Source organism: Actinomadura sp. WMMB 499 (assembly GCF_008824145.1).
In the GTDB taxonomy this organism is placed as follows: Bacteria; Actinomycetota; Actinomycetes; order Streptosporangiales; family Streptosporangiaceae; genus Spirillospora.
In genome coordinates this window covers 7,951,144-7,975,913 of sequence record NZ_CP044407.1, presented here as the reverse complement: position 1 = coordinate 7,975,913, position 24,770 = coordinate 7,951,144, and the positions used below count along the sequence as shown (strand labels likewise).

The following is a 24,770-nucleotide window of genomic DNA, read 5'->3' as shown; positions in this document are numbered from 1 at the left end:
ATCTAGCCGAAACGGCACGACGAGGGCGTGGTCGCCGGACGACCGAGCGGCCACGCCCTCCGCCTCCCCGCGGCCACCGCGCCCCCGGGAGGCTCACCATCCGCATCGGCGCGCCCGCCCCCCGGGCGCGTCACCGCCGAGTCCGCACGCGCCCGCACGGCCGCCGCGGAGCCGGGGACCCACCTTCTGTTGTCTCGGGGTGAATCGGCCTGCCCCCAGGCCGTAGGGCGGCTTCCACGCCCGAACCCGTCAGCTAACCCGGTAGGCGGAATGGAAGCCAAGGAGATAACCCCGTGGCAGGCAAGCACCGGGCCCCCAGGCGACGCAAGCCGGGCCCGTCCCCCCTTTCCGACCCGCTCCCCGCCGCGCCGCGCGGCGCCCGGGAGCAGATGCGCGCGGTTCCGCGGACGGCGCGGACGATCCCGCGCTCGTGGAGCGCCGTTCCCCTCTCGTGGCGCACCACCGGCGGCGTCGTGGTCGGCGCGGCCGTCCTCGGCACCGCCGCGGCCACCGCGCAGGCGTCGGTCCTGCCGTTCGACGCCGGCACCGCGAAGACGACGGCGGAGTTCGCGGTCGTGCAGGACGGCGGCGACCCCGGTCCCGGCGGTTCCGCGTCGTCCGACGAGGGCGGGGAACCCGAAGGAGGCGATTCCGGCAACGGTTCCGGCAAGGCCGGCTCCGGCTCGTCCGAGGAGGGCGGGTCCGGGAACGGCGGATCGGAGAAGAAGAAGAGCAAGCCCACCGCGCAGGACGCCATCGCGCTGGCGGAGAAGCAGGTGGGCATCGAGGAGGACGCGAGCGGCGAGACGAAGTTCAACGAGTGGTACGTCGAATCGGAACGTTCCAAGAAGACGGTCGACCGGGACGGCGGTTCCCTGGCGGGCTACAGCGACGCCGCCTGGTGCAGCATGTTCATCTCCTGGATCGGCTCCCAGATCGGGGCCGGCGACCAGTTCGGGCATGACGCCTACACGGTGACCCACGCGCAGTGGTTCAAGGACCAGGGCCGCTGGGGCACCGAGCCCGAGCCCGGCGCGATCGTCTTCTTCGACTGGGGCGGCAGCGACTCCGTCGACGCCATCGACCACGTCGGCATGGTGATCGAGAAGATCGACGACGGCACGGTCAAGACGGTGGAGGGGAACACCAGCAGCGCCGTCCGGGTCCGGGAGCGCTCGACCTCGAGCATCGTCGGCTACGGGTACCCCGAGTACGCGAAGTCGTGACGAGCACCGCAGGACGGTGCCGACGCGTCGGCACCCCGTGACCGGCTGACCGTGGCCGGGCGACACCGCACGGGTGCATAGGATCGCGCCCATGACGGACGACCCCGGCGCCGGCGCACGCGGCCCCGTCTCGCGCCGCAGGGCACTCGCCCTCGGCGCGGGCGGGGCCGTCTTGCTCGCGGCCGGCGGCGCGGGGCTCCTGCCCGACGTACCGGACGCCCGCACCGGCGCGGCCGGTTCCGAGCCCGGCCGGACCGCGGGCGCGGCGCGGGCGGCCGGACCGTTCGAGCCCGCGCGCGCCGCGGCCGTCCTCGCCCGCCGCGCCGCGGCGGTCCGCTCCGGCGACCGCGCCGCGTTCCTCGCGACCGTCGCCGACGCGCCCGCGGAGTTCCGCGCCGCGGAGGCGCGCCGCTTCGACAACCTGCGCAGGCTCCCGCTCGGCGGCTGGCGCGAGGAACTCGCGGACCCCCGGCCCGCCGCGGACGCGGACGCGGACGAGGTCGTCGTCCGCGTCCGGACCCGCTACCGGTTCCGCGGGTTCGACGACGGCGACGCCGCGCGCGTCCGGCACCTGGCGTTCGCGCCGCGCTCCGGCGCGTGGGCCGTGACGGGCGACGGCTCGGGGCACGGCTTCTTCGACGACGGGGCGATCTGGGACGCCGGGCCGCTCACGGCCGTGCGGGGCCGCGCGTGCCTGGTCGTCGGCGACACGACCGGCCTGGACGACCTCGCGTCGCTGCTCGACGCCGCGGTGCCGGCCGTCACCGCCGTCGTCGGCACCGGCTGGGCGCGCCGCGCGGTGCTGCTGGCGCCCGCCGACCCCGGACTGGCCGGAGACCTCGCCGACTCCCGGACGGACGTCGCGTCGTTCGCCGCCCTCGCCGCCGTCACCCCCGGCCCCGGGGAGGGACCGGGCCGCGACCGCGTCGTCGTCTCCCCCGCCACCTTCGGCCGCCTCAACGACCTCGGCCGCCGGGTCGTCCTCACGCACGAGCTGACCCACGTCGCGACCGGCGGCGCCCGCGACGGCACCACCCCGCTGTGGCTCATCGAGGGGTTCGCCGACTACGTCGGCTACCGGGGCACCGGCGTCGACGTCCGCGCCGCCGCCGCCGAGCTGCGCCGCGAGGTCGCCGCCGGCCGCCCGCCCGCGCGGCTGCCCGCGGCGGACGCCTTCGCCGGTGGCGCGCGGCGCCTGTCGCAGGCCTACCAGGAGGCCTGGCTCGCCTGCCGGATGATCGCGGAGCGGTACGGTGAGGCGACGCTCGTCCGGTTCTACCGGGCCGCCGGGCGCACCCCCCTGACCACCGCGCTGCGCGACGCGCTGGGGCTCACCCCGGCCCGCTTCACCGCGCTGTGGCGCGACCACCTGGAGAAGGAGCTCACGTGAGCGAGCAGGACCGGCCGTCGCGGCGCCCCCGGATCGCCGCCACGGTCGCCGCCGCCGTGCTGTTCGCCGGGGTCGGCACCGTGCTGGCCCTCACCACCCCGTGGAACCCGCTGCCCGGCCCGGTTCCCGGCGGCGGACGCACGCCGCCCGACCCGTCCGCGGACTACTCCGCCGCCGAGATCGCCCGCAGCGCGGCCTTCGACTCCGCGATCAACCCGCCCGCGTACGCGGGCCTGGTCGCCGGGCTCGCGGTGATCCTCGTCCTCGGCCTGACGCCGCTGGGCGCCCGGCTGGTCCGGTTCACGACCGCCCGGGTGCCGCGCCGGTGGCTGCGCGTCCTGGTGGCCACGGTCGCGGTGACGACGCTGCTGTGGCTCGCCGGGCTGCCGTTCGACGTCTGGGGCGAGACGGTGCTGCGCGACTACGGGCTGTCCACCCAGAGCTGGTCCGCGTGGTCCGTGGACGAGCTGAAGTCCCTCGGGCTCACGTGGGCCGTCTACGGGGGCGTGCTGCTGCTCCTGTACGCGGTGGTGCGCCGCTTCCCCCGCTACTGGTGGACGGGCGCCGCCGCCGGCGGCTTCGCGCTCGTGGTCGCGGCGTCGTTCGCCTACCCCGTCGTGGTCGAGCCGGTCTTCAACGACTTCCGCTCGCTGCCGGAGGGGCGGCTGCGCACCGAGCTGCTGGCCATGGCCGAGCGCGACGGGGTGCCGGTCGAGGACGTCCTGGTCGCCGACGCGTCCCGCCGCACGACCTCGCTGAACGCCTACGTGTCCGGGTTCGGCTCCACGCACCGGATCGTCGTGTACGACACGCTGCTGGAGTCGCCGCCGGAGCACGTCGAGTCGATCGTCGGGCACGAGCTCGGCCACGCCGACAGCCAGGACGTGCTGTGGGGAACGCTCATGGGGGCGCTCGCCGTCGCGGGCGGCGTGTGCCTGCTGTACCCGCTGATGACGTCCCCGCGGCTGCTGCGCCGCGCGGGGGTCGTCCCGCGCGGCGCGGCGGCCGCGGACGGCGCCGGCCCGGATCCCCACGACGACTCGCGCGGCCCGCACGACGGCCCGCGCGGCGGCGCCGCGGATCCGCGGTCGGTCGCGCTCGTGCTCGCGCTGGTGGCGGTCGCGATGCAGGTCGGCGCGCCCGTGCAGAACCTCGTCAGCCGCCGCATCGAGGCCCGCGCGGACGTCCACGCGCTCGACCTCACGCGGGATCCGGAAACCTTCGTGTCGATGCAGCGCGAGCTGTCCGTGCGCAACATCTCCGACCTGAGCCCGAACCCCGTCGAGCGGTTCCTGTGGATGACGCATCCGGCGGGCCCGGAGCGGATCGCGATGGCGCGCGACTGGGCGCGCCTGCACGGCGTCCGGGTCCCGCCGCCGCGTCCCGGCGGCTGACCGCCGTCAGCCGCCGGCCGGCTTCTCCTCACCGGCCTTGTCGTCCGCCTGCGCGGACAGGGTGGCGGGGTCGGCGTTCGGCCCGGTCTTCACGGGCCGCTTCAGCGCGCTGCCCTGCACCCACTTCTTCCAATCCATCTGCCAGTAGCTCCACCCGTTGTAGGGCTCCAGCTCCCGGTCGGTGCCCGTCACGATGATCGGGTCGCCGCGCATCGTCTTCTCGTAGAACCACTCGGCGTTGGACGGGCTGACGTTGATGCAGCCGTGGCTGACGTTCGAGCTTCCCTGGCTGCCGACGGACCAGGGCGCGCTGTGGACGTACTCGCCGCTGTCGGAGATCCGCACGGCGTCGTCCACGACGAGGCTGTAACCCCCCGCGCTTCCGGGCGAGATCCCCATCCACGAGGACGTCATCGTGACGGGGTCGTCCTTCTGCATCGCCAGGTGGACGCCGTTGGTGGTCGTGAACCTGCGCTCCGTCCCGTCGCCCATGCTGGTCGGGAGGGTGCGCACCTTCTTGCCGTTGACCTTCACCACCATCTTGTGGGAGTCCTCGTCAGCCGTGCTGATCTGGGAGTCCCCGACGGTGAAGGAGGCCTTGTAGTTCTTTCCGCCGTACACGCCCTTGCTGGTGCTCACCCCGGCCAGGTGCGCCTGGAACGACACCTTGGTCTGCGCGGGCCAGTACTCCTTCGTGCGGAAGGCCACCTTCTCGTCGTCGATCCAGTGCCACGCGCCTTCGGCCGGCTTGCTCGAGCGCACGACGAGCGCCCGCTCGACCGCGGCCCGGTCCTTGACCGGCTCCTCGAAGCTCATGACGATCGGCATGCCGACGCCGACGGTCTCCCCGTCGAACGGCCCCTCGAGCGTCATCGGGTTCGTCTTCTCCGCCGCGGCGGTCGCGAACCGGCTCCGCACCGTCCGGCTGCGCCCGTCCTCCCCGAGCGCCGTGGCGCTGACGGTGTAGGACGTCCCGGGCATGAGCGCCCAGCGGGACCGCCACGCCGTCCCGTCCTCGTTCAGGCTTCCCGCGATGGTCTTGCCGCCGCTCGACACCGTCACGCCCGCGATGGTGCCGCGCTGTGCCCGCACGGCGATCGGAGCGTCGGGCGCGATCGTCCCGCCCTGGCGTGGTGACACCGTGAGCGCGACGGCCTCGGCCGTCGGCCCGTCCTGTCCCGTGCATCCCGCGGCCGCCGCCGCTCCGACGCCGACGAGCAGTGCGACGGCCCGCCGGCTCCGGTCCCTCGGTCCTGAGCAACGAAACGGCACTGTGGACCCCCCGGTCGTTCACTGGGCGCCCATTTCGTCCGCTCCGGCCCGGTCGCTGGAGCGACGCCCAGTATGTGAAAGGGCCGGTACCCGGGAAACTCCGGATACCGGCCCTTCATGGGCGGTTTTTACCGATCAGTGGGCGAAATGACCCCGGTAGTACTCGAAGACCATGCCGATCACCGACATCATGATGGCGACCGTGCCGATGATCACGAGCCACCAGCCGAAGACCAGGCCCAGCGTGATCGCCGCGGCGGACAGCCCGACGTACAGCGGCCACCAGCTGTGCGGGCTGAAGAAGCCCAGCTCACCGGCGGCGTCGGCGATCTCGCCCTCAGGGTCGTCCTCGTACAGCGGGCCGGCGTTGGCCCGCTCGAGGCGCCGCACCGTGAAGTGGATGTAGAAGCCGATGAGCCCGGCGAGGCCGATCGACAGCGCGAGCGCGGTCGTCCCCGTCCAGTCCTTCGACCAGTACCAGTACACGATGTCGGTGATGAGGAAGAAGACGGCGCAGCCGTAGAACATGAACGCCTGAACGCGCATCGGTCAGTCCCCCTTCGACCCGGCCGGGCCGCCCGAGGTGCCGGCCAGTTCGCCCTTCGCCCCCACATGCGGGTGGTGCAGGTCGAACGCCGGCCGCTCGGAGCGGATCTTCGGGATCGAGTTGAAGTTGTGCCGCGGCGGCGGGCAGGTCGTCGCCCACTCCAGGGACGCGCCGTAGCCCCACGGGTCGTCGACCTCGACGCGCTTGCCCTTCTTCCACGTGTTGTAGACGTTGTAGAAGAACGGGATCATCGAGGCGCCGAGGATGAACGAGAAGATCGTGGAGACCACGTTCAGGCCCTCGAACTCGGCCGCGTAGTCGGCGTACCGGCGGGGCATGCCCGCGGCGCCGAGCCAGTGCTGCACCAGGAAGGTGCCGTGGAAGCCGATGAACAGCAGCCAGAAGTGCACCTTGCCGAGGGTGTCGTTCAGCATCTTGCCGGTCCACTTCGGCCACCAGAAGTAGAAGCCCGCGAACATCGCGAACACCACGGTGCCGAAGACGACGTAGTGGAAGTGCGCCACCACGAAGTAGGAGTCGGACAGCTGGAAGTCCATCGGCGGCGACGCGAGGATGACGCCGGTCAGGCCGCCGAACAGGAACGTGACGAGGAATCCGAGAGACCAGAGCATCGGTGACTCGAATGTCAGCTGGCCTCTCCATATAGTCCCGATCCAATTGAAGAACTTCACGCCCGTCGGTACGGCGATGAGGAACGTCATGAACGAGAAGAACGGCAGGAGGACCTGGCCGGTGACGTACATGTGGTGCGCCCAGACCGTGACGGACAGGCCCGCGATGCTGATGGTGGCGAACACCAGGCCGACGTAGCCGAAGACCGGCTTGCGGCTGAACACCGGGAGGATCTCCGTCACGATGCCGAAGAAGGGCAAGGCGATGATATAGACCTCCGGATGCCCGAAGAACCAGAAGAGGTGCTGCCATAGCAGCGCGCCTCCGTGCGCGGCGTCGAAGACGTGCGCGCCGAACTTCCGGTCGGCCTCCAGGGCCAGCAGGGCGGCGGCCAGCACCGGGAACGCCAGCAGGACCAGGATGGAGGTCAGCAGGACGTTCCAGGTGAAGATCGGCATCCGGAACATCGTCATGCCCGGCGCCCGCATGCACAGGATCGTGGTGATGAAGTTGACGCCGCCCATGATGGTGCCGAAGCCCGACATCGCCAGTCCGAGCACCCACATGTCACCGCCGATGCCCGGCGAGCGGACCGCGTTCGACAGCGGGGCGTAGGCGAACCAGCCGAAGCTGGCGGCGCCGTTCGGGGTCAGGAACCCGGCGAGCACGATCAGGCTGCCGAACAGGAACAGCCAGTACGCCAACATGTTCATGCGCGGGAACGCGACGTCCGGCGCGCCGATCTGCAGCGGCATGATGACGTTGGCGAAACCGGCGAACAGCGGCGTCGCGAACATCAGCAGCATGATCGTGCCGTGCATCGTGAACAGCTGGTTGAACTGCTCGTTGCTCACGACCTGGAGCCCCGGCGTGTACAGCTCGGCGCGCATCAGCAGCGCCATCACGCCGCCGATCAGGAACATGAAGAACGACGTGATCAGGTAGAGGTAGCCGATCGTCTTGTGGTCGGTGGACGACAGCCACGAGGCGATGATGCGCCCCTTGCTCGTCCGCGACGCGGAGACCGGCGCGCTCGGTGCCTTGCTGATCGTCGTCAATTGGCACCCCCCGCGGCTTGGGTCGACGCGGCCTGCTTCTTGGCCTTGGCGTCGGCGATGAACTGGTCGTACTGCTCCGGCGTGACGACCTTCAACTGGAACAGCATCCGGCTGTGGTCGACGCCGCAGAGTTCGGCGCAGCGGCCCTCATAGGTGCCGAGCTTGTTCGCCGTGAACTCGAACTCGTTGGTGTAGCCCGGCATGACGTCCTTCTTGTAGATCAGTGCCGGGACCCAGAACGAGTGGATGACGTCGTTGGCGTGCAGCCGGACGCGGACCGTCTCGTTCGCCGGGATCGTCAAGACGGGCTTGGCCGGAGCGGGCCCGTTCGGGGCGACCGGCTGGCCGACCACGCTCGCGACGCTCTGGCCGTTCTCGACGTAGTCGAACTGCCAGCTCCACTGGAACGCCGTGACGTCGACGACGACGTCCGGATCGTCGGTGGTCTTCTCGACGAAGTTCTGATCGCGCGCCGTGAAGTAGAACAGGACCGCGATGATGACGAACGGGACCGCCGTGTAGAGGATCTCGATCGGCATGTTGTAGCGGACCTGCGGCGGCAGGTCGTCGGAGCGCTTGCGGTGGAACACCACCGCCCAGATGATCAGACCCCAGACGACGGCCCCGACGGCGAACGCCGCGATCCAGGAGCCCTGCCAGAGCCTCAGCATGCGTTCGCCCTGGATGCTGATCGGCTCGGGCATGCCGAGGCGGGCCGCCTCGCCGCTGCACGCGGTGGCGGTCAGCGCCAGCAGCCCTAGCGCGCCGGCGCTTGTGATCACGCGGCGAGTGCGCACAGGCGTACGCCGCTCCCTAGAGCGGGTCGGACTCACGGAATGCCTTCCCCACGGATGAAAGCCCGGTCGGCCGGGCGGTGTAGATCTGCTGTTACACGTGCGTTGGACACCCTAGCGCGAGGGTCGCGCGCACCCCCGATCGGGTGCCCGGTTAGTGTTCCGCCATGGCCGGAAGCAGCGGCTACCTCGACGCCGCCTCCACCGAACCGCCGCACCCCGCCGCGCGCGCCGCGCTGCTGGACGCGCTCGACTCCGCCTGGGCCGATCCCGCGCGGCTCTACGGTACGGCGCGCGGGACCCGCATCCTGCTCGATCGCGCCCGCGCGCGTGTCGCGGGCGTCCTCGGCGTCCGTCCGGACGAGGTGTCGTTCACGTCCTCGGGGACGCAGGCGGTGCACCTGGCGGTCCTCGGGGGCCTGCGCGCGCGCCGGCGCGTCGGGTCGCACCTCGTGGTGAGCGCCGTGGAGCACTCCAGCGTCCTGCACGCCGCCGAACTGCACGAGCGGGACGGCGGCGAGGTCACGCTCGTCGGCGTCGACCGGACCGGACGCGTCGATCCCGCCGAGTTCGCGGCCGCGCTGCGCCCGGACACCGCCCTGGCCGTCCTGCAGTCGGCCAACCACGAGGTCGGCACCCTGCAGCCGCTGGCCGAGGTCGGCGAGCACTGCCGGGCCGCGCGCGTCCCGCTGTGCACGGACGCGGCGCAGTCGCTCGGCCGCGCGGCGGTCCCGGCGGGCTGGTCGCTGCTGGCGGGCAGCGCGCACAAGTGGGGCGGGCCGCCCGGCGTCGGCGTGCTCGCGATCCGCAAGGGCACGCGGTGGCGCTCCCCGCTGCCCGACGACGAGCGCGAGGCGCGCCGCGTCCCCGGCTTCGAGAACGTGCCCGGCGCGGTCGCCGCCGCGGCCGCGCTGGAGGCGCGGCAGGTCGACATGGCGGCGGACGCGGCGCGGCTGTCGGCGCTCGTGGACCGGATCCGGGCCGAGGTACCGCGCACCGTGCCCGACGTGGAGGTGGTCGGCGATCCGGTCCGGCGGCTACCGAACCTGGTCACGTTCTCCTGCCTGTACGTGGAGGGCGAGGCTCTGCTGACCGAACTGGACCGGCTGGGTTTCGCGGTTTCGTCGGGCAGTTCGTGCACGGCGGATACGCTGCGTCCCAGTCATGTACTGGAGGCGATGGGCGTGATCACCCATGGGAACGTGCGGGTATCGCTGCCGCGTGACGTCGACGCGGCGGACGTCGAACGCTTCCTGTCGGTGCTTCCCCGCACCGTCGCCCGGCTCCGCAGCGATCTGGGAGTGACCTCGCAGTGACCCGCCCCGCAGCGCCCCGCCGCGCGCCCTCCCCCGGTGCCGCCCGCACCCCCACGACCCCCGAGACAGGGAGGCGGTCCCGCCCATGAGGTTCCGAGGCCGCGCCAAGAGCCGGCAGCCCGCGGCGGCGCCCGTCCCCGCCGTCCCCGAGCCGTCCGGCCCGGTTCCCGTGCTGGTCATCGACGCGCTGGGCCGCAAGTGCCCGATCCCGATCATCATGCTGGCCGAGCGGATCCGCGAGGTGCCGGTCGGGGAGGTCGTCGCCGTCCTGGCCGACGATCCCGCGGCCCGCACCGACGTCCCCGCCTGGTGCCGCATGAAGTCGCAGGACTTCGTCCGCGAGGAGACCCTCGCCCAGGGCGGTTGGGGCTACCACATCCGCCGCACGTACTGACGCGCACGTACCGACGCGACGGCCGGACGGGCGCCGCGCGGCGCCCGTCCGGCCGGTGTGCGAGCCCTGCGGGTCGCGGGTCGGGTTGCGGGTTGCGGGGCTTACGGGTTGTGGGTGGCGATGTGCGGGGCCACCTCGGTGGACGCCTGCTCGCCGTAGGCGGCGGCGAAGCGCTCCAGGAACGCCGCTCGGGAGAGCGTGTACTCCTGCGGGCCGGCGGCCTCGAGGGCGTGGGCGGCGATGGCGTTGCCGACCTGCGCGGCGCGCTCCAGCGGCAGTTCCCAGGCGAGGGCCGTCAGGAAGCCGGCGCGGAACGCGTCGCCCACGCCGGTGGGGTCGACGATGGAGTCGACGGCGACGCAGGGCACGTGGATCCCCTCCTGCCCCTGCCGGTCGATGACGACGCCCTTGGCGCCGAGCGTGGTGACGCGGACGCCGACGCGGGAGAGGATCTCCTCGCCGGTCCAGCCGGTCTTCTCCTCGCAGAGCGCCTTCTCGTACTCGTTGGTGAACAGGTACGCGGCGGAGTCGATGAGGCGGCGCACCTCCGGGCCGTCCATCCGGGCGAGCTGCTGGGACGGGTCCGCGGCGAACGGGATCGCGCGGTCGCGGCACTCGTCGGTGTGCCGCAGCATCGCCTCGGGGTCGTTCGGGCTGATCAGCACCAGGTCGAGGCCGCCGACGCGGTCGGCGACCGGCTGCAGCTCGATGGTGCGCGCCTCGCTCATCGCGCCCGCGTAGAACGTGGCGATCTGGTTCTGCTCCTGGTCGGTGTTGCACAGGAACCGGGCGGTGTGGTGCAGCTCGGACACGTGCACGGAGGCGGTGTCGACGCCGTGCCGGTCGAGCCAGGAGCGGTAGTCGGCGAAGTCGTCGCCGACCGAGCCGACCAGGATCGACCGCTTGCCGAGGCTGCCCATGCCGAAGCAGATGTTGGCGGCGACGCCGCCGCGGCGGATCTCGAGCTCGTCCACCAGGAAGGACAGCGACACCCGGTCGAGCTGGTCGGGCAGGAGCTGGTCGGTGAATCTTCCTGGGAAGGTCATCAGATGGTCGGTCGCGATGGAACCGGTCACGGCGATGCGCACTGAGCCGCTCTCCTCCGTCATGGTCGTCGTCCGGCTGCTTCACCGGCTGTACAGACCCGGAAAGCCTACTTGCCGGGGCGGCTGATCTTGAGCCGGGCAACGGAAAAGGGACGGCGCGGACAGAGCACATGGACCGTCCGGCCGTCCCGGCCGCGCTTCCGGCGGGCTCAGTTGAAGGAGTCGCCGCAGGCGCAGGAACCCGAGGCGTTCGGGTTGTCGATCGTGAAGCCCTGCTTCTCGATGGAGTCGACGAAGTCGATGGTGGCGCCGGTGAGGTAGGGCGCGCTCATCCGGTCGACGCGGACCGACAGGCCGCCGAAGTCCTGGATCTGGTCGCCGTCCATCTCCCGCTCGTCGAAGAAGAGCTGGTAGATCAGGCCGGAGCAGCCGCCCGGCTGCACGGCGACACGCAGCGCGAGGTCGTCACGACCCTCCTGGTCGAGCAGGCCCCTGGCCTTCTCGGCGGCGGCGTCGGTGAGGATCACGCCGTCCTGCGTGGTCTCCTGCGTGGTCTCGCCTGAAACCGTCATGTGTTCAGCTCCCGGGTCTCGCTGCGCCGCGATGCGGCTGTTTCCGCTTGTCCATCGAGGACGCGTACGCCCCTTCCCGTAGGACAACGTACCTCGCCACCGACCCATTCCGCTTCCCGGCGGTCTTGAACATCCCCCGGGGGTGCGTTCTACGTCACATCTTCGCATCCCGCCGGATGTGCCATGATTAGTCGTCAATGCGACGATAAGTACCGTCGCTGCCGCCTGGAGGGAGATCCTCGTGAGCACACCGGTGCGCGACCTGCCCCTGCTGCTGCTCGGCAGCGGCGCCGACCCGGCCAGCGAGCGCGGCGTGGACTGTCCCGGCGAACTGCCGCCGGCCTCCGACCCGGCCCTCGTGGAGCGGGCCGCCGCCGCGAAGGCCGCACTGGGCGACCGCGTGTTCGTGCTCGGCCACCACTACCAGCGCGACGAGGTCATCCGGTTCGCCGACGTCACCGGCGACTCGTTCAAGCTGGCGCGCGAGGCCGCGGCCCGCCCGCAGGCCCCGTACGTCGTGTTCTGCGGCGTCCACTTCATGGCCGAGTCCGCCGACATCCTGACCGCCGGCCACCAGCGGGTCGTGCTGCCCGACCTGGCCGCCGGGTGCTCGATGGCGGACATGGCCACCTTCGACCAGGTCGAGGACTGCTGGGACGTCCTGGAGGACGCGGGCGTCGCCGACGACGTCGTCCCCGTGACGTACATGAACTCCTCGGCCGACATCAAGGCGTTCGTCGGACGGCACGGCGGCGTCGTGTGCACGTCGTCCAACGCAAAGCGGGCGCTGGACTGGGCTTACGCGAAGGGCAAGAAGGTTCTCTTCCTGCCCGACCAGCACCTCGGCCGCAACACCGCGGTGCTGGATATGGGCTTCTCGCTGGACGACTGCGTCGTCTACAGCCCGCACCGCCGCGAGGGCGGCCTCACGCAGCAGCAGCTGCGGGACGCCAAGATGATCCTCTGGCGCGGGCACTGCTCGGTGCACGGCCGGTTCACCAAGGAGTCCGTGGACGACGTGCGCGCGCGCGTCCCCGGCGTGAACGTGCTGGTGCACCCCGAGTGCCGCCACGAGGTCGTGACGTCCGCCGACCTGATCGGGTCGACCGAGTACATCATCAAGACGATCGACGCGGCCGCCCCCGGGACGTCGTGGGCCGTGGGGACGGAGCTGAACCTCGTCCGCCGGCTGGCGAACGCGCACCCGGACAAGAACGTCATGTTCCTGGACAAGGCGGTCTGCTACTGCTCGACGATGAACCGCATCGACCTGCCGCACCTGGTCCGGTCGCTGGAGTCGCTCGCGCGGGACGAGGTCGAGAACGTCATCGAGGTCGACGCGGAGACCGCGCACTACGCCCGCCTCGCCCTCGACCAGATGCTCGCCCTCCCGTAACCGTCGGCCGTTCCTCCGGGGGCGACGCCGGGCGTTCCCGGAGAAACGGCACGGGCGGAGGCGCGGGCGGCCGCGGTCAGCCGATCGCGGAGTTCTCCGCCCAGCGGACGAGCACGTCCTCGGCTCCGGAGAACTCGAGCCGGGGATCGCCGGGCTTGCGCCGCCCCCAAAGGAACAGGAACACGTCGGAGGCGTCGCCGCGCACCGTCGCGTCGGCGTCTCCCGCGTCTCCGGCGGCCCCCGCCTCTCCGGCGCCGCCCGAGATCTCGAAGCCGTCCGGCAGCAGGCGGAACCGCCACCGGGCGCCGATGTCACCGGCGACGAAGTCGAGCGTCTCCCCGTTTCCCCGCAAGTTCACGATCCGGGGCGAGAACGCCGCCGCGGACTCCAGGTTGGCGAAGTACTCGGCGATGCCGTCGGCGGCGACCTCCGGGGCGGCCTCGGGCGCCCCTCCGGCCGCGATGTCCAGGTCGCAGCGGTGCACGACGGTCTCGTGCAGCAGCCGCCGCGACCAGAACCGGACGTGCTGGTCCGCGCCCCACGCCCAGACTCCGGCGTCCGGATCGGCGGCGCGCAGCACCCGCAGCAGCAGTTCCCCGCCCTCCAGCAGCCACGGAACGTGGTCGACCCGCGCGACCGGGAAGGTCACGCCCAGCTCGCGCAGGCTGAGGCGGCGCGTGGTCAGGGTACGGACCGTTCCGGCGGCCCAGCGCTGCACGCCGCCGAGGTGCCGGACCAGCTCGGCGGCCGACCAGCCCGGGCAGGTCGGGACCGGCTCGTCCGGATCGATCCGCCCGGCCGCGTCCGCGAACGCCGCGATCTCGAGCTCGAGGGCGTCGCAGTACCGGGCATGGTCGAAGGCCGATGCCGCCGTCTCCGTCATGTTCTCTTCCTCTCGGAGGACGTCGGGGGGCGCCTCACAGCCCCGGCGCGCCCCATACCGGGAACCAGCGTCCCAGATCCTCCTCGATCGGGAGATCGGCGCCCAGCGCGCTCCGAACCTGGAGTTCCAGGGCATTGTCCCGCTTGTCGCCCGGCATCGGGGCGAACGGGTAGAACGTTCCACGCTTGTAGAGGTAGACGAGGGCGAGCCGCCGCCCGTCCGTCCCGCGGAACCCGGCGAGGGAGCACAGCAGGTGCGGCCCGAACCCGCCGGACTCCAGGGTGGAGTTGACCGCGTGCAGGTCGGTGACGAGGGCGGGCAGCTCGTCCGGACGGTGCTCGGCGAGCAGCCACGTGAACCCGTAGGTGTCGGTGCTCAGCTCGACGGGCGGGCCCTCATCGGCGTCCAGCAGCTCTCGCACGTCCTGCTGCAGGCGGGCGAACGCGCCGCCCTCCGCGGCGCGGAAGCTCACCGAGCCGAGACCGGTCGGGGCGAAGCCCGTCGCCGCCTCGAGCGTGACGGCGGCGGTCGACAGCGCGAACAACCGGTCGAGGTCGGGCGGGGCCGGCTTGGACCGGCCGAGCAGCGTGTCCAGGAATCCCACGGTCAGGCTCCCCTGCTGAGCTGGTCGGAGATCTTGCCGAGCTGCGCGAGCCGCTTGTCCAGCGTCGGGTGCGTGGAGAACAGCGACGACACGCTGAACCCGCGCCCGAGCGCCGGGGTGAAGAAGAACGCGTTGAACGGCTGGGCCGACCGCAGATCGTTCGTCGGGATGCGGGCGATGTCGCCGGTCACCTTGGTGAGCGCGGACGCGAGCGCCGACGGGCGCCCGGTCAGCAGCGCGGCGGCCCGGTCGGCCGACAGTTCCCGGTACCGCGACAGCGCCCTGGTCAGCAGGAAGCTGACGGCGTAGGCCAGCGCGCTCGCGCCGACCACGGCGAGCAGGATCAGCCCGGTGTTCTGGTCGTTGCCGCGCCGGTTGAAGCCGCCGAACAGGCCGATCTGCAGCCCGAACCGGGTGATGAGGCCGGCGCACACGCCGAGGAACGACGCGATCGTCATGACCGCGACGTCCTTGTGCGCGACGTGCGCCATCTCGTGCGCGAGGACGCCCTCCAGCTCGACCGGGTCGAGCCTGCGCAGCAGCCCGGTGGTCACGCACACGACGGCCTTCTTCTGGTTCCGGCCGGTCGCGAAGGCGTTGGGCACGTCGGTGTCGGCGATCGCGACCTTGGGCTTCGGTGCGTCCGACAGGGCGCAGATCCGGTCGATCACCCCGTGCAGCTCGGGCGCCTCCTCCGGTGAGACGACCTTGCCGCGCATGGCGAACAGGGTCATCCGGTCGGAGAAGAAGTACTGCGCGAGCAGGAACACGACCGCCACGGCCAGCGCGAACACGCCCCAGCTCGGCGCCAGCACGAAGAACGCCGAAACGAAGACGACATAGACCAGCCCCAGCAGGAACATCGTCACGAGCATGCGCGACGTCAGTCCCCGGTCGGGCGCGTAACGAGTCTTGGCCATGCGGCTGCCACCCCCCGGTATAAACCCCGTTCACCAGGAAGAACGCGCGAGCGGAGACTTTTGTGCCGTGGCGTTCCCCGCACCGTCGATGATCGGCCCGTGGTCCTCCCCGGCTCCCCGTTCCCCCAGGCCTAGTCCGGAATCAGCCCCTCGTCGCCGAGCATGGAGCGCACCTCGTCGATGTGAGCGTCGGCCGGCGGCAGGATCAGCTCGGACGGCGCCAGGCTGTCGGCCGGCAGCGGCTTGCCGACCTTGCGGACGTTGTCCAGCAGGGCCACCAGGGCGGCCCGGAAGGTCGTCTCGTCGCCCGACTCGATCGCCGCCTCGAGTTCGTCGTCGAGCGCGTTGAGCGCCGTCAGATCCTCGGCGGCGACGTCCAGCTGCCCCTCGCCCATCAGCCGGACGATCACTGGGCACCCCCGGGCTGCTGCGGCCACGCCTGCTTGGAGGTGTCCACCTGCGGCTGCTCCTGCGCGTTCGGGGAGCCCTCGTTCAGCTCCTTGGGAGCGGGGCCCTGGCCGAGTTCGGCCTTCATCCGCTCCAGCTCCAGGTCGACACCGCTACCCGCGCCCAGCCGGTCCAGCTCGGCCTGGATGTCGTCCTTCGGGCCGGAGAAGTCCTCGAGGGCGCCGGATTCCAGCAGCTCGTCGATCGCGCCGGCCCGCGCCTTCATCGTCTCGGTCTTCTCCTCGGCGCGCTGGATCGCCAGCCCGACATCGCCCATCTCCTCGGAGATGCCGGAGAACGCCTCGTTGATCTTCGTCTGGGCCTCGGCCGCGGTGTAGGTGGCCTTGATGGTCTCCTTCCGCGTGCGGAAGGAGTCGACCTTGGCCTGCAGCCGCTGGGAGGCGAGCGTGAGCTTCTCCTCCTCGCCCTGCAGCTGCTGGTACTGCGCCCGCAGGTCGTTCAGCTGGCTCTCGATCCCGGCGCGGCGCTCCAGCGCCGTGCGGGCCAGGTCCTCGCGGCCGACCTGCAGCGCCTTGCGGCCCTGGTCGGTCAGCTTCTCCTGCTGCTGTTCGAGCTGGTTGATCTGCAGCTCGAGACGCTTGCGGGAGGTGGCGACGTCGGCGACTCCCCGACGGACCTTCTGCAGCATCTCCAGCTGACGCTGGTAGGAGTAGTCGAGCGTCTCGCGAGGATCCTCGGCTCGGTCCAGGGCCTTGTTCGCCTTGGCCTTGAAGATCATCGACATTCGCTTCATCACGCTCATCGCGCGGCGCCGGTCCCTTCGTGCTGTCGCTCAGTCGCAAACTGGGCTCAATGACCACTGCTGGGGTTCTTATCACCCTACGCGGTAACGTGCGAGGCAGTCACGACGTTCGCAGCCGGTAGGCTGACCCCGTGTTCAAGCGTCGTACCCAGGAAGCCCCTCCGAATCCTCCTCAGGTAGTAAAGCCGGGAGGAAAGGGCCGTCCCACGCCCAAGCGGCGGGACGCCGAGAAGCGGAACCGGCAACCGATCACCGCTCCGTCCAACCGCAAAGAGGCGTACAAGAAGGTCCGGGAGCGGCAGGCCGCCGACCGGGTCAAGGCCCGTGAGGGGATGCAGCGGGGCGACGAGAAGTACCTGCTCAAGCGGGACAAGGGCCCGGTCCGCAAACTCGCCCGCGACTACGTCGACTCGCGCCGCACGGTCGGTTCGTACCTGATGTACGCGATGTTCGCGATCGTCCTGCTGAGCCTCATCCCGATCCCCGCGGCCCGCCTGCTGGTGCTGTTCGCGCCGCCGCTGCTGCTGCTCGCGGTGTTCGGCGAGGGCCTGCTGCTGAGCCGCGGCATCAAGAAGCTGGCCGCCGAGCGGTACCCCGAGGAGAGCCAGAAGGGCGTGGGGATGTACGCGGCGATGCGGGCGATGCAGATCCGCCGGCTGCGGGTTCCCGCCGCCCAGGTGAAGATCGGCGAGAAGGACGGGATCTGAACGCCGGTCGACCGGATCTGCGGCCCCGCACGGCGGGCTAGGGTCTGGGCATGGAGTTCAGACACCTGGGCAGGAGCGGTCTCAAGGTCAGCGAGATCGCCTACGGCAACTGGCTCACCCACGGCTCCCAGGTCGAGGAGGACGCCGCGAACGAGTGCGTGCGCGCGGCGCTCGACGAGGGCGTCACCACCTTCGACACCGCCGACGCCTACGCGGGCACCCGCGCCGAGGCCGTCCTCGGGCGGGCGCTGCAGGGGCAGCGCCGGGAAGGGCTGGAGATCTTCACCAAGGTCTACTGGCCCACAGGCCCCGGGCAGAACGACCGGGGCCTGTCGCGCAAGCACATCATGGAGTCCCTCAACGGGTCGCTGCGCCGCCTCGGGACCGACTACGTCGACCTCTACCAGGCGCACCGGTTCGACCACGAGACGCCGCTCGAGGAGACGCTGCGCGCGTTCGACGACCTCGTCCGGCAGGGCAAGGTCCTGTACGTGGGCGTGTCGGAGTGGCGCGCCGAGCAGATCGAGGCGGCCCTGAAGATCGCCGGTGAGATGGGCTTCGACCGGATCGTCTCCAGCCAGCCGCAGTACTCGATGCTCTGGCGGGTGATCGAGGAGGAGGTCGTCCCGCTGTGCGAGCGCGAGGGGATCGGCCAGATCGTCTGGTCGCCGATCGCGCAGGGCGTGCTGACCGGCAAGTACAAGCCGGGGCAGCCGCTGCCCGAGGGATCGCGGGCGACCGACGACAAGGGCGGCTCCGACATGATCCGGCGGTACATGAGCGACGACCTGCTCACCCGGGTGCAGGAGCTGCGGCCGATCGCCGACGAGCTCGGGCTGTCGATGGCGCAGCTGGCGATCGCGTGGACGCTGCAGAACCCGAACGTCTCGGCGGCGATCGTCGGCGCGAGCCGTCCCGGGCAGGTCCGCGACAACGTGAAGGCCGCCGGGGTGAAGCTGGACGCCGACGTGCTCCGGCGGATCGACGACGTGCTCGGCCCGGTGGTGATCCGCGACCCGTCCCGGACCCGCAGCCCCGAGTCGCGGCCCTGACCCCTCCCCGGCGTCCCCCCGGCCTCCCGTCCCCGGGCTCCCGCCCCTGAACCCGCGCCCCTGAACCCGCGCCCCTGAACCCGCGCCCCTGAACCCGCGCCCCTGAACCCGCGCGCCGCCCGCCCCGCGCCGGACGGACGAGGGCCGCGGCTCCCCGGTCTCCCGGGGCCCCGCGGCCCTCGTCCGCTCCGGCCGTCCGCTCCGGCCGTCGCTCACTCCGGTTCGTGCAGGCTCATCTCGTAGACGGCCGTGTCCCCCTCCAGCAGGGTCACCTTGGCGGCGCCGCCGGCCAGCAGCCCCCGCCAGTTCTCGCCCAGCCAGCTCTCCGCGTCCGCCTGGGTGGAGAAGGACTCGTCCGACATGCCCACCGTGCGGCCGTCGGCCGTCTCCAAACGCCAGCTCCACGCCATCGCGCTCGCCTCTCCCTCGTGTCCCGTCCCGCTCGTCCCGCGCACATGCCCTGCCGCCGTGAAACGTGAGCGTAGCCCGTCAGGAGGCGGCCTCGATGGCTTTGCGGAGCGCCTCGGGCGTGCCGATGTCGTCCTGGTCCAGGGTGCGGCCGTTCACCTGGACGGTGGGCGTGCCGCGCACGCCGGAGTCGATGTACCCGTCGCTGACGCGCTCGACCTCCGCGGCGTACCACTCCTCGCGGACGCACCGCTCGAACTCCGCCCCGGGCACCCCGGCCTCGCGGCCGACGGAGATCAGCTCCGACGTGGCGTAGCCCTCGGTCTCCAGGCTCGAGGGCTGGTGCTCGTAGAGCGCGTCCTGGTAGGACAGCCACCGCGAGCCGTGCCCGACGCAGCGCAGCGCGGACGCCGCCCGCAGCGCGTTGCCGTGCGCGGGCTGCCGCGACTCGTCGAAGACCACCATGGGGTGGAAGACGACCTTGGCCTCGCCCGCGACGGCCAGTTCCTTGAGCATCGGGTCGTTCGCCTTGTCGAACGTGCCGCAGTGCGGGCAGGCGAAGTCGGTGTAGACGTCCACGACGGGCGACGAGACGCCCGGCCGGGCCATCGCGAGGCTGCCGTCCTCGCCCGGTGTGGCGTTCGCGCCGCCGACGATCTCCCCGACCTGCAACCGGACCTCGCCGCCGCGGCCGCCGCCCCCGCCCTCTTCTTCACCGCTGAGCACGAACCCCACGGCCGCCGCCGCGATGACCACGACCACCACGACCGCGATCGCGCCGGCGACGATCGCGATCACCGGTCCCGGGCCCCTGCCCCCGCCGGGTGGCGGCGGTCCGGGCGGGCCGCCCTGCCAGGGCGCGCCCGGCCCGGGCGGCGGCCCGCCCGGAGGCGTCCCGCCGGGAGGGGGCGGCGGAGGGAACTGCGGATTCGGGGGGTTCGGGGGGTAGCCCACCCGTGTCTCCTTTGATCGTCTTGTCGGTCTTCTAGCGCGATGTGACGCGATGTAGTGCGGTGTAGTGCGGTGTAGTGCGCTTCGGTCATGTGCGAGCTTCGCCGCAATGGCGAACCCCATCCCGTGAGCGTAACGGCGCACCCCCCGACGTAGAGTCGTCCACCGACATGAACTCCGAAGTCAACGCCCCCGCCCCCTCCCCGAGCGGGGTCCGGATCCTCGGGACGGCCGCGGCGGGCGGGTGGCCCGCGGACGGCTGCCGCTGCGCGTCCTGCACCCGGCTGCGCGCGGCCGGGATCCGGCACGCGCCGTTCGACGCGCTGGTCGGCGGGACGCCCTGGGCCGAGTGCGACCGGACGGACGTGCCCGGCGGCCACGACGTGCGCGGACCGTCCGGGGAGCGGGTGCTCGTGGCGGCCGGGCCGGGCTCGCGTCCCGAGCCCGCCGAGGGCGTCCGCTACGCCGCCGCCCTCCTCGATCTGGCCGGGGCGCCCGACCATCTCGGCCGGCTCCGCGCCGGCCGGGCCGTGACCGCGGAGACGCACGTCGCGGCCGTCCACGTCGACCACCGCGTCCCGTCCCCGGCCGAACTGGAGCGTCGGCTGGGCTTCTGGCTCCGCCCGCACGCCGGACCGTGGCGCACGCTCCTGCTCGGCGGCTCCCGGTCCGGCAAGTCGGCGGAGGCGGAGATGCGGCTTGCCGCCCACCCGGACGTCACCTACGTCGCGACGGGGGGCGCGCGCGACGGCGACCCCGAGTGGGCCGCGCGCGTGGCCGCGCACCGGCGGCGCCGCCCCGCCCGGTGGCGGACGGCGGAGACCACCGACGTCGCGGGCGTGCTGGCGGCGGCGGACGGCGCGGTGCTCGTGGACGGCATCGGCACGTGGCTCGCGGCGGCGATGGACGAGACCGGCGCGTGGGAAGACCCGGCGACCGCCGTCACCCGGGTCCTCCCGCGCCTCGACGCCCTGGTCGCCGCGTGGCGCGGGACGGCCGCGCACGTCGTGGCGGTGACCGACGAGGTCGGCCTGTCGCTCGTCCCGACCACCCCCGCCGGACGGGCGTTCCGGGACGCGCTCGGGCTGCTCAACCAGCGCCTCGCCGCCGAGTCCGAGGACGCCGCGCTGGTCGTCGCGGGCCGCGTGCGGGACCTCGCGTGATCGCCGGGCTCCGGCTGGCGGTCACGCTGCTCACCGTCGTGCCGTTCCCCGGCGAGGGCCGGTTCGACCGCGGCACCGCCCGCACCGCGATGCTGCTCGCCCCGTGCGCCGGGCTGGTCACCGGCGGCGCGGCGGCGCTCGTCCTGGTGGCGGGCGGCGCGCTCGGCCTGTCCGCGGCCCTGTGCGCGGCCCTCGCGGTCGCGGCAACGGCGGCGGTGACCCGGGCGCTGCACCTGGACGGCCTCGCCGACCTCGCCGACGGCCTCGGCAGCCGCAAGCCGGCCGCGGGCGCGCTGGAGGTCATGAAGCGGTCCGACATCGGCCCGTTCGGCGTCGTCACCCTGCTGCTGACCCTGCTGATCCAGGTCGCCGCACTGGCGTCGGCCCCGAATCCGGCGGTCGCGGCGCTCGTCGCGGGCGTCGCGGGACGGCTCGCGCTGCCGTGGGCGTGCCGCGCGTCCGTCCCCCCGGCCCGTCCGGACGGGCTGGGCGCGCTCGTCGCGGGCACCGTCCCGGCGCGCGCGGCCCTGCCGGTCACCGCCGCCGTCCTCGCGGCGGCCGCCGCGGCCGGGGCCGCCGCCGGCGGGACGGACGGCGCCCTGCTCGCCGCCGCCGCCACCGGGGTCGGGCTCGCCGCCGCCCTGCTGACCCTGCGGCACGCGGTCCGGCGGCTGGGCGGCGTCACCGGCGACGTCCTCGGCGCGCTCGTGGAGATCGCCGCGACGGGCGCACTGATCGTCCTCGCGGCGGGATGAACCGGACGAACCTTTGATCCCAGGGGACGAACCGGCCCGCCAAGAGGACTAACATCGGGCTACGTGACGACCATCAGCCTTGACAGCGCAGCCCCGGACAGCCTCGACGTCGACGCGATCGTGATCGGCGTCTCCCCCGGCGGGGACGGGGTCTCCCCGGCCGCCGGAGCCGAGGCGCTGGACCGGGCCCTGGACGGGCGGCTCGCCGCCGCGCTCGGCGCGCTGGGCGCGACCGGCAAGACCGGTGAGATCACCCGCGTGCCCACGCTGGGCGCCGTGCCCGCCCCGGTGATCGTCGCCGCCGGGCTCGGCGAGAACCCCACCGCCGAGGACCTGCGCCGCGCCGCGGGCGCCGCCCTGCGCTCCCTCGCCGGGACGGCCCGCGCCGCCGTCGCGCTGCCCGCCCCCGACGTCGAGCGGGTCGAGGCGGCCGCCCTGGGCGCGCTCCTCGGCGCCTACTCCTTCGACTCCTTCCGCACCGGCGAGCACAAGAGCCCGGTCGGGGAGATCACCCTGCTCGCGGAGGGCGACGGCGCCGCCGCGGCCGTCGAGCGCGCGCGCGTCCTGGCCGAGTCGGTGAAGCTCGTCCGCGACCTGGTGAACACCCCGCCGTCCCACCTCGCCCCCGAGGACCTCGCGGGCGAGGCCGAGCGGGTCGCCCGCGAGACCGGCCTGTCCATCGAGGTGCTCGACGAGAAGGCGCTGGTGGACGGCGGCTACGGCGGCCTCGTCGGCGTCGGACAGGGCTCGGCCAACCCGCCGCGGCTGATCCGGCTCTCCTACACCCACCCGGAGGCCGCCAAGACGCTCGCGCTGGTCGGCAAGGGCATCACGTTCGACTCCGGCGGCCTGTCGCTCAAGCCGTCCGAGGCCATGGACTGGATGAAGTCCGACATGGGCGGCGCCGGCGCCGTGCTCGGCGCGCTCGCCGCCATCGGGCGGCTCGCCCCGAAGGTCAACGTCGTCGGGTACCTGGCCGCCGCCGAGAACATGCCGAGCGGCACCGCGCAGCGCCCGTCCGACGTCATCCGCATCTACGGCGGCAAGACGGTCGAGGTCCTCAACACCGACGCCGAGGGCCGCCTCGTGCTCGCCGACGCCCTGGTCCGCGCGGCCGAGGACGACCCCGACCTGATCGTGGACGTCGCCACGCTGACCGGCGCGCAGCTCGTCGCGCTCGGCGCCCGGACCACCGGGGTCATGGCCAACGACGACGCCGTCCGTGAGAAGGTGGTGGACGCGGCCGGGCGCGCCGGCGAGCCCTCCTGGGGCATGCCGCTGCCGGCCGAGCTGCGCAAGGGCCTGGACTCCGCGGTCGCCGACCTGGCCAACATCAGCGGCGACCGCTGGGGCGGCATGCTCGTCGCGGGCGTGTTCCTCCAGGAGTTCGTCCAGGACGGCCTCAAGTGGGCGCACCTGGACATCGCGGGCCCGTCGTTCCACAAGGGCGAGCCGTACGGCTACACCCCGAAGGGCGGCACCGGCGCCGCGACCCGCACGCTCGTGCAGATCGCCGAGGATCTCGCCGCGGGAACCCTCTAGGGGCCTCCCCGGTGCGACCGGGATGACAAGCGAATAGGTTTCTTCGTGGCGGTGGGGGCCCGTTGCCGGAGCGCCCCGCCCCGCCCCGGCGCCGCGGTCCACGCGGCGCCAGAACCGGGAAAGGGAGCGTCCAGTGGCCAACAGCGGCCCCTTCGACATCGTCGTCCTAGGTGCCGGCAGCGGCGGATACGCGTGCGCGCTGCGCGCCGCCGAGCTCGGCAAGTCGGTCGCGCTCATCGAGCGGGACGAGTCCCTCGGCGGGACGTGCCTCAACCGGGGCTGCATCCCCACCAAGGCGCTGCTGCACGCGGCCGAGGTGGCGGACCAGACCCGCGAGGCCGCCAAGTTCGGCGTCAAGGCGGCGTTCGAGGGCATCGACGTCGCCGGTGTCAACGCCTACAAGGACAAGGTCGTCACCACGACCGTCAAGGGCCTCACCGGCCTCATCAAGGGGCGCGGCATCGAGGTCGTGCACGGCACCGGCCGGCTGACCGGGCCGACGTCGGTCGAGGTCACCTCGCAGGACGGGACGGTCCGCGAGCTCGAGGGCGCGCACGTCGTCCTGGCCACCGGGGCGGCGCCCAGGTCGCTGCCCGGCCTGGAGATCGACGGCGAGCGCGTCATCTCCAGCGACCACGCGCTGCGGCTCGAGCACGTGCCCGGCTCCGTCGTCGTCCTCGGCGGCGGCGTCATCGGCGTCGAGTTCGCGAGCGTGTGGCGCTCGTTCGGCGCCGACGTCACGATCGTCGAGGCACTCCCCCACCTGCTGCCGCTGGAGGAGGAGTCCAGTTCCAAGCGGCTCGAGCGGGCGTTCCGCAAGCGCGGCGTCAAGTTCGAGCTCGGCACCCGCTTCGAGGGCGTCAAGACCACCCAGGGCGGCATCGCGGTCTCCCTGGACAACGGCAAGACGATCGACGCCGAGCTGCTGCTCGTCGCCGTCGGCCGCGGCCCCGTCTCCGACGGCGTCGGGCTCGCCGAGGCCGGCGTCGAGACCGAGCGCGGATTCGTCAAGGTCGACGAGTACTGCCGCACCAGCGTCCCCACGATCTCGGCGGTCGGTGATCTGATCCAGACGCCGCAGCTGGCCCACGTCGGGTTCGCCGAGGGGATCCTCGTCGCCGAACGGCTGGGCGGGCTCACGCCGCCGCCGATCGACTACGACGGCGTCCCGCGCATCACCTACTCCGACCCCGAGGTCGCCTCCGTCGGCATCACCTCGGCGACGGCGCGGGAGCGCGGGCACGAGATCAAGGAGGTCACCTACGACCTGGCGGGCAACCCCAAGAGCAAGATCCTGGGGACGCAGGGCGAGGTCAAGGTGATCGCGGCCGTGGACGGTCCCGTCCTCGGCCTGCACATGGTCGGCGCGCGCGTCGGCGAGCTCATCGCGGAGGGGCAGCTCATCTACAACTGGGAGGCCCTGCCCGACGAGGTCGCGCAGCTGATCCACCCCCATCCGACACAATCCGAGGCCGTCGGCGAGGCCCATCTCGCCCTCGCCGGCAAGCCATTGCACGTGCACGGCTGAACGCCGCAC

25 protein-coding genes and 1 riboswitch are annotated in these 24,770 nt (G+C 72.6%); of the genes, 12 read left to right on the top strand and 13 right to left on the bottom strand.

What is annotated here, in order from left to right:
* Nucleotides 1-124 precede the first annotated feature (124 nt).
* Nucleotides 125-282: riboswitch (cyclic di-AMP (ydaO/yuaA leader) on the top strand.
* Nucleotides 283-293: 11 nt separating this feature from the next.
* The 3 genes from F7P10_RS36295 (at nucleotide 294) to F7P10_RS36285 (ending at nucleotide 4,010) form a co-directional block, all read left to right on the top strand.
* Nucleotides 294-1,226 (top strand): CHAP domain-containing protein, encoded by a 933-nt coding sequence (locus F7P10_RS36295; RefSeq protein ID WP_254716204.1) that lies wholly within the window; start codon nucleotides 294-296, stop codon nucleotides 1,224-1,226.
* A gap of 91 nt (nucleotides 1,227-1,317) precedes the next feature.
* Entirely contained in the window at nucleotides 1,318-2,616 is a 1,299-nt protein-coding gene (locus F7P10_RS36290; RefSeq protein ID WP_151016579.1) for a hypothetical protein, read from the top strand.
* Complete coding sequence (locus tag F7P10_RS36285; RefSeq protein WP_151016578.1) at nucleotides 2,613-4,010, top strand: M48 family metallopeptidase; 1,398 nt, start codon at nucleotides 2,613-2,615, stop codon at nucleotides 4,008-4,010. The genes F7P10_RS36290 and F7P10_RS36285 overlap by 4 nt, the downstream gene beginning before the upstream one ends.
* A 6-nt stretch (nucleotides 4,011-4,016) precedes the next feature.
* On the opposite strand, the gene F7P10_RS36280 is transcribed toward F7P10_RS36285, so the two are convergent.
* From F7P10_RS36280 to coxB, 4 genes are all read right to left on the bottom strand, one after another.
* Entirely contained in the window at nucleotides 4,017-5,150 is a 1,134-nt protein-coding gene (locus F7P10_RS36280; RefSeq protein WP_254716203.1) for an Ig-like domain-containing protein, read from the bottom strand.
* Between the two features lie 267 nt (nucleotides 5,151-5,417).
* A complete protein-coding gene (locus F7P10_RS36275) occupies nucleotides 5,418-5,828 on the bottom strand; it encodes a cytochrome c oxidase subunit 4 (RefSeq protein WP_151016577.1) in 411 nt (136 codons plus the stop codon).
* Between the two features lie 3 nt (nucleotides 5,829-5,831).
* Nucleotides 5,832-7,520, bottom strand: a complete 1,689-nt coding sequence (gene ctaD, locus F7P10_RS36270) for a cytochrome c oxidase subunit I (RefSeq protein ID WP_151016576.1) — start codon at nucleotides 7,518-7,520, stop codon at nucleotides 5,832-5,834.
* Nucleotides 7,517-8,299: a cytochrome c oxidase subunit II gene (gene coxB / locus F7P10_RS36265; RefSeq protein ID WP_254716837.1), complete on the bottom strand. Its 783-nt coding sequence runs from the start codon at nucleotides 8,297-8,299 to the stop codon at nucleotides 7,517-7,519. Before coxB ends, ctaD begins: the two co-directional genes overlap by 4 nt.
* A 182-nt stretch (nucleotides 8,300-8,481) precedes the next feature.
* On the opposite strand from coxB, the gene F7P10_RS36260 reads away from it, so the two are divergent.
* Together F7P10_RS36260 and F7P10_RS36255 are read left to right on the top strand one after the other, a co-directional pair.
* Nucleotides 8,482-9,630 carry a cysteine desulfurase family protein gene (locus F7P10_RS36260; RefSeq protein ID WP_151016574.1) on the top strand — a complete coding sequence of 383 codons (1,149 nt, stop codon included), beginning with the start codon at nucleotides 8,482-8,484 and terminating at the stop codon, nucleotides 9,628-9,630.
* Nucleotides 9,631-9,715: 85 nt separating this feature from the next.
* Entirely contained in the window at nucleotides 9,716-10,024 is a 309-nt protein-coding gene (locus F7P10_RS36255; protein WP_151016573.1) for a sulfurtransferase TusA family protein, read from the top strand.
* A gap of 101 nt (nucleotides 10,025-10,125) precedes the next feature.
* Here the strand turns inward: F7P10_RS36255 and F7P10_RS36250 are convergent, their stop codons facing one another.
* Entirely contained in the window at nucleotides 10,126-11,112 is a 987-nt protein-coding gene (locus F7P10_RS36250) for a carbohydrate kinase family protein (RefSeq protein WP_151016572.1), read from the bottom strand.
* Between the two features lie 167 nt (nucleotides 11,113-11,279).
* On the bottom strand, nucleotides 11,280-11,642 hold the full coding sequence (locus F7P10_RS36245) for an iron-sulfur cluster assembly accessory protein (protein WP_151016571.1): 363 nt from the start codon (nucleotides 11,640-11,642) through the stop codon (nucleotides 11,280-11,282).
* Between the two features lie 241 nt (nucleotides 11,643-11,883).
* Between F7P10_RS36245 and nadA the strand changes: the two genes are divergently transcribed.
* Nucleotides 11,884-13,038: a quinolinate synthase NadA gene (nadA, locus tag F7P10_RS36240; protein WP_151016570.1), complete on the top strand. Its 1,155-nt coding sequence runs from the start codon at nucleotides 11,884-11,886 to the stop codon at nucleotides 13,036-13,038.
* Between the two features lie 76 nt (nucleotides 13,039-13,114).
* Here the strand turns inward: nadA and F7P10_RS36235 are convergent, their stop codons facing one another.
* The 5 genes from F7P10_RS36235 to F7P10_RS36215 all read right to left on the bottom strand — a co-directional run bounded on the left by F7P10_RS36235 (nucleotide 13,115) and on the right by F7P10_RS36215 (nucleotide 16,655).
* Entirely contained in the window at nucleotides 13,115-13,921 is an 807-nt protein-coding gene (locus tag F7P10_RS36235) for a maleylpyruvate isomerase family mycothiol-dependent enzyme (RefSeq protein ID WP_176611793.1), read from the bottom strand.
* 34 nt (nucleotides 13,922-13,955) lie between these two features.
* The gene (locus F7P10_RS36230) at nucleotides 13,956-14,525 is read right to left on the bottom strand and encodes a hypothetical protein (RefSeq protein WP_151016568.1); all 570 of its coding nucleotides are present in this window, start codon (nucleotides 14,523-14,525) and stop codon (nucleotides 13,956-13,958) included.
* A 2-nt stretch (nucleotides 14,526-14,527) separates the two neighbouring features.
* Nucleotides 14,528-15,445, bottom strand: a complete 918-nt coding sequence (gene htpX / locus F7P10_RS36225) for a zinc metalloprotease HtpX (RefSeq protein ID WP_151016567.1) — start codon at nucleotides 15,443-15,445, stop codon at nucleotides 14,528-14,530.
* 131 nt (nucleotides 15,446-15,576) lie between these two features.
* Nucleotides 15,577-15,855, bottom strand: coding sequence for a hypothetical protein (locus F7P10_RS36220; protein ID WP_026405696.1), 279 nt, complete (start codon nucleotides 15,853-15,855; stop codon nucleotides 15,577-15,579).
* A complete protein-coding gene (locus F7P10_RS36215) occupies nucleotides 15,852-16,655 on the bottom strand; it encodes a PspA/IM30 family protein (protein WP_151016566.1) in 804 nt (267 codons plus the stop codon). Before F7P10_RS36215 ends, F7P10_RS36220 begins: the two co-directional genes overlap by 4 nt.
* Before the next feature lie 131 nt (nucleotides 16,656-16,786).
* Between F7P10_RS36215 and F7P10_RS36210 the strand changes: the two genes are divergently transcribed.
* Both F7P10_RS36210 and F7P10_RS36205 read left to right on the top strand, forming a co-directional pair.
* Entirely contained in the window at nucleotides 16,787-17,362 is a 576-nt protein-coding gene (locus tag F7P10_RS36210) for a DUF3043 domain-containing protein (RefSeq protein ID WP_151016565.1), read from the top strand.
* Between the two features lie 50 nt (nucleotides 17,363-17,412).
* A complete protein-coding gene (locus F7P10_RS36205) occupies nucleotides 17,413-18,414 on the top strand; it encodes an aldo/keto reductase family protein (RefSeq protein ID WP_151016564.1) in 1,002 nt (333 codons plus the stop codon).
* 212 nt (nucleotides 18,415-18,626) lie between these two features.
* Here F7P10_RS36205 and F7P10_RS36200 read toward each other — a convergent pair whose 3' ends face one another.
* Nucleotides 18,627-18,824, bottom strand: coding sequence for a hypothetical protein (locus F7P10_RS36200; RefSeq protein WP_151016563.1), 198 nt, complete (start codon nucleotides 18,822-18,824; stop codon nucleotides 18,627-18,629).
* A 79-nt stretch (nucleotides 18,825-18,903) separates the two neighbouring features.
* Nucleotides 18,904-19,620 (bottom strand): thioredoxin domain-containing protein, encoded by a 717-nt coding sequence (locus F7P10_RS36195; RefSeq protein WP_151016562.1) that lies wholly within the window; start codon nucleotides 19,618-19,620, stop codon nucleotides 18,904-18,906.
* Between the two features lie 323 nt (nucleotides 19,621-19,943).
* Between F7P10_RS36195 and F7P10_RS36190 the strand changes: the two genes are divergently transcribed.
* The 4 genes from F7P10_RS36190 (at nucleotide 19,944) to lpdA (ending at nucleotide 24,761) form a co-directional block, all read left to right on the top strand.
* Entirely contained in the window at nucleotides 19,944-20,936 is a 993-nt protein-coding gene (locus F7P10_RS36190; protein WP_151016561.1) for a bifunctional adenosylcobinamide kinase/adenosylcobinamide-phosphate guanylyltransferase, read from the top strand.
* Nucleotides 20,933-21,691, top strand: coding sequence for an adenosylcobinamide-GDP ribazoletransferase (locus F7P10_RS36185; RefSeq protein WP_151016560.1), 759 nt, complete (start codon nucleotides 20,933-20,935; stop codon nucleotides 21,689-21,691). Before F7P10_RS36190 ends, F7P10_RS36185 begins: the two co-directional genes overlap by 4 nt.
* A 63-nt stretch (nucleotides 21,692-21,754) precedes the next feature.
* A complete protein-coding gene (locus F7P10_RS36180) occupies nucleotides 21,755-23,233 on the top strand; it encodes a leucyl aminopeptidase (protein ID WP_151016559.1) in 1,479 nt (492 codons plus the stop codon).
* A gap of 133 nt (nucleotides 23,234-23,366) precedes the next feature.
* On the top strand, nucleotides 23,367-24,761 hold the full coding sequence (lpdA, locus tag F7P10_RS36175; RefSeq protein ID WP_151016558.1) for a dihydrolipoyl dehydrogenase: 1,395 nt from the start codon (nucleotides 23,367-23,369) through the stop codon (nucleotides 24,759-24,761).
* Nucleotides 24,762-24,770 lie beyond the last annotated feature (9 nt).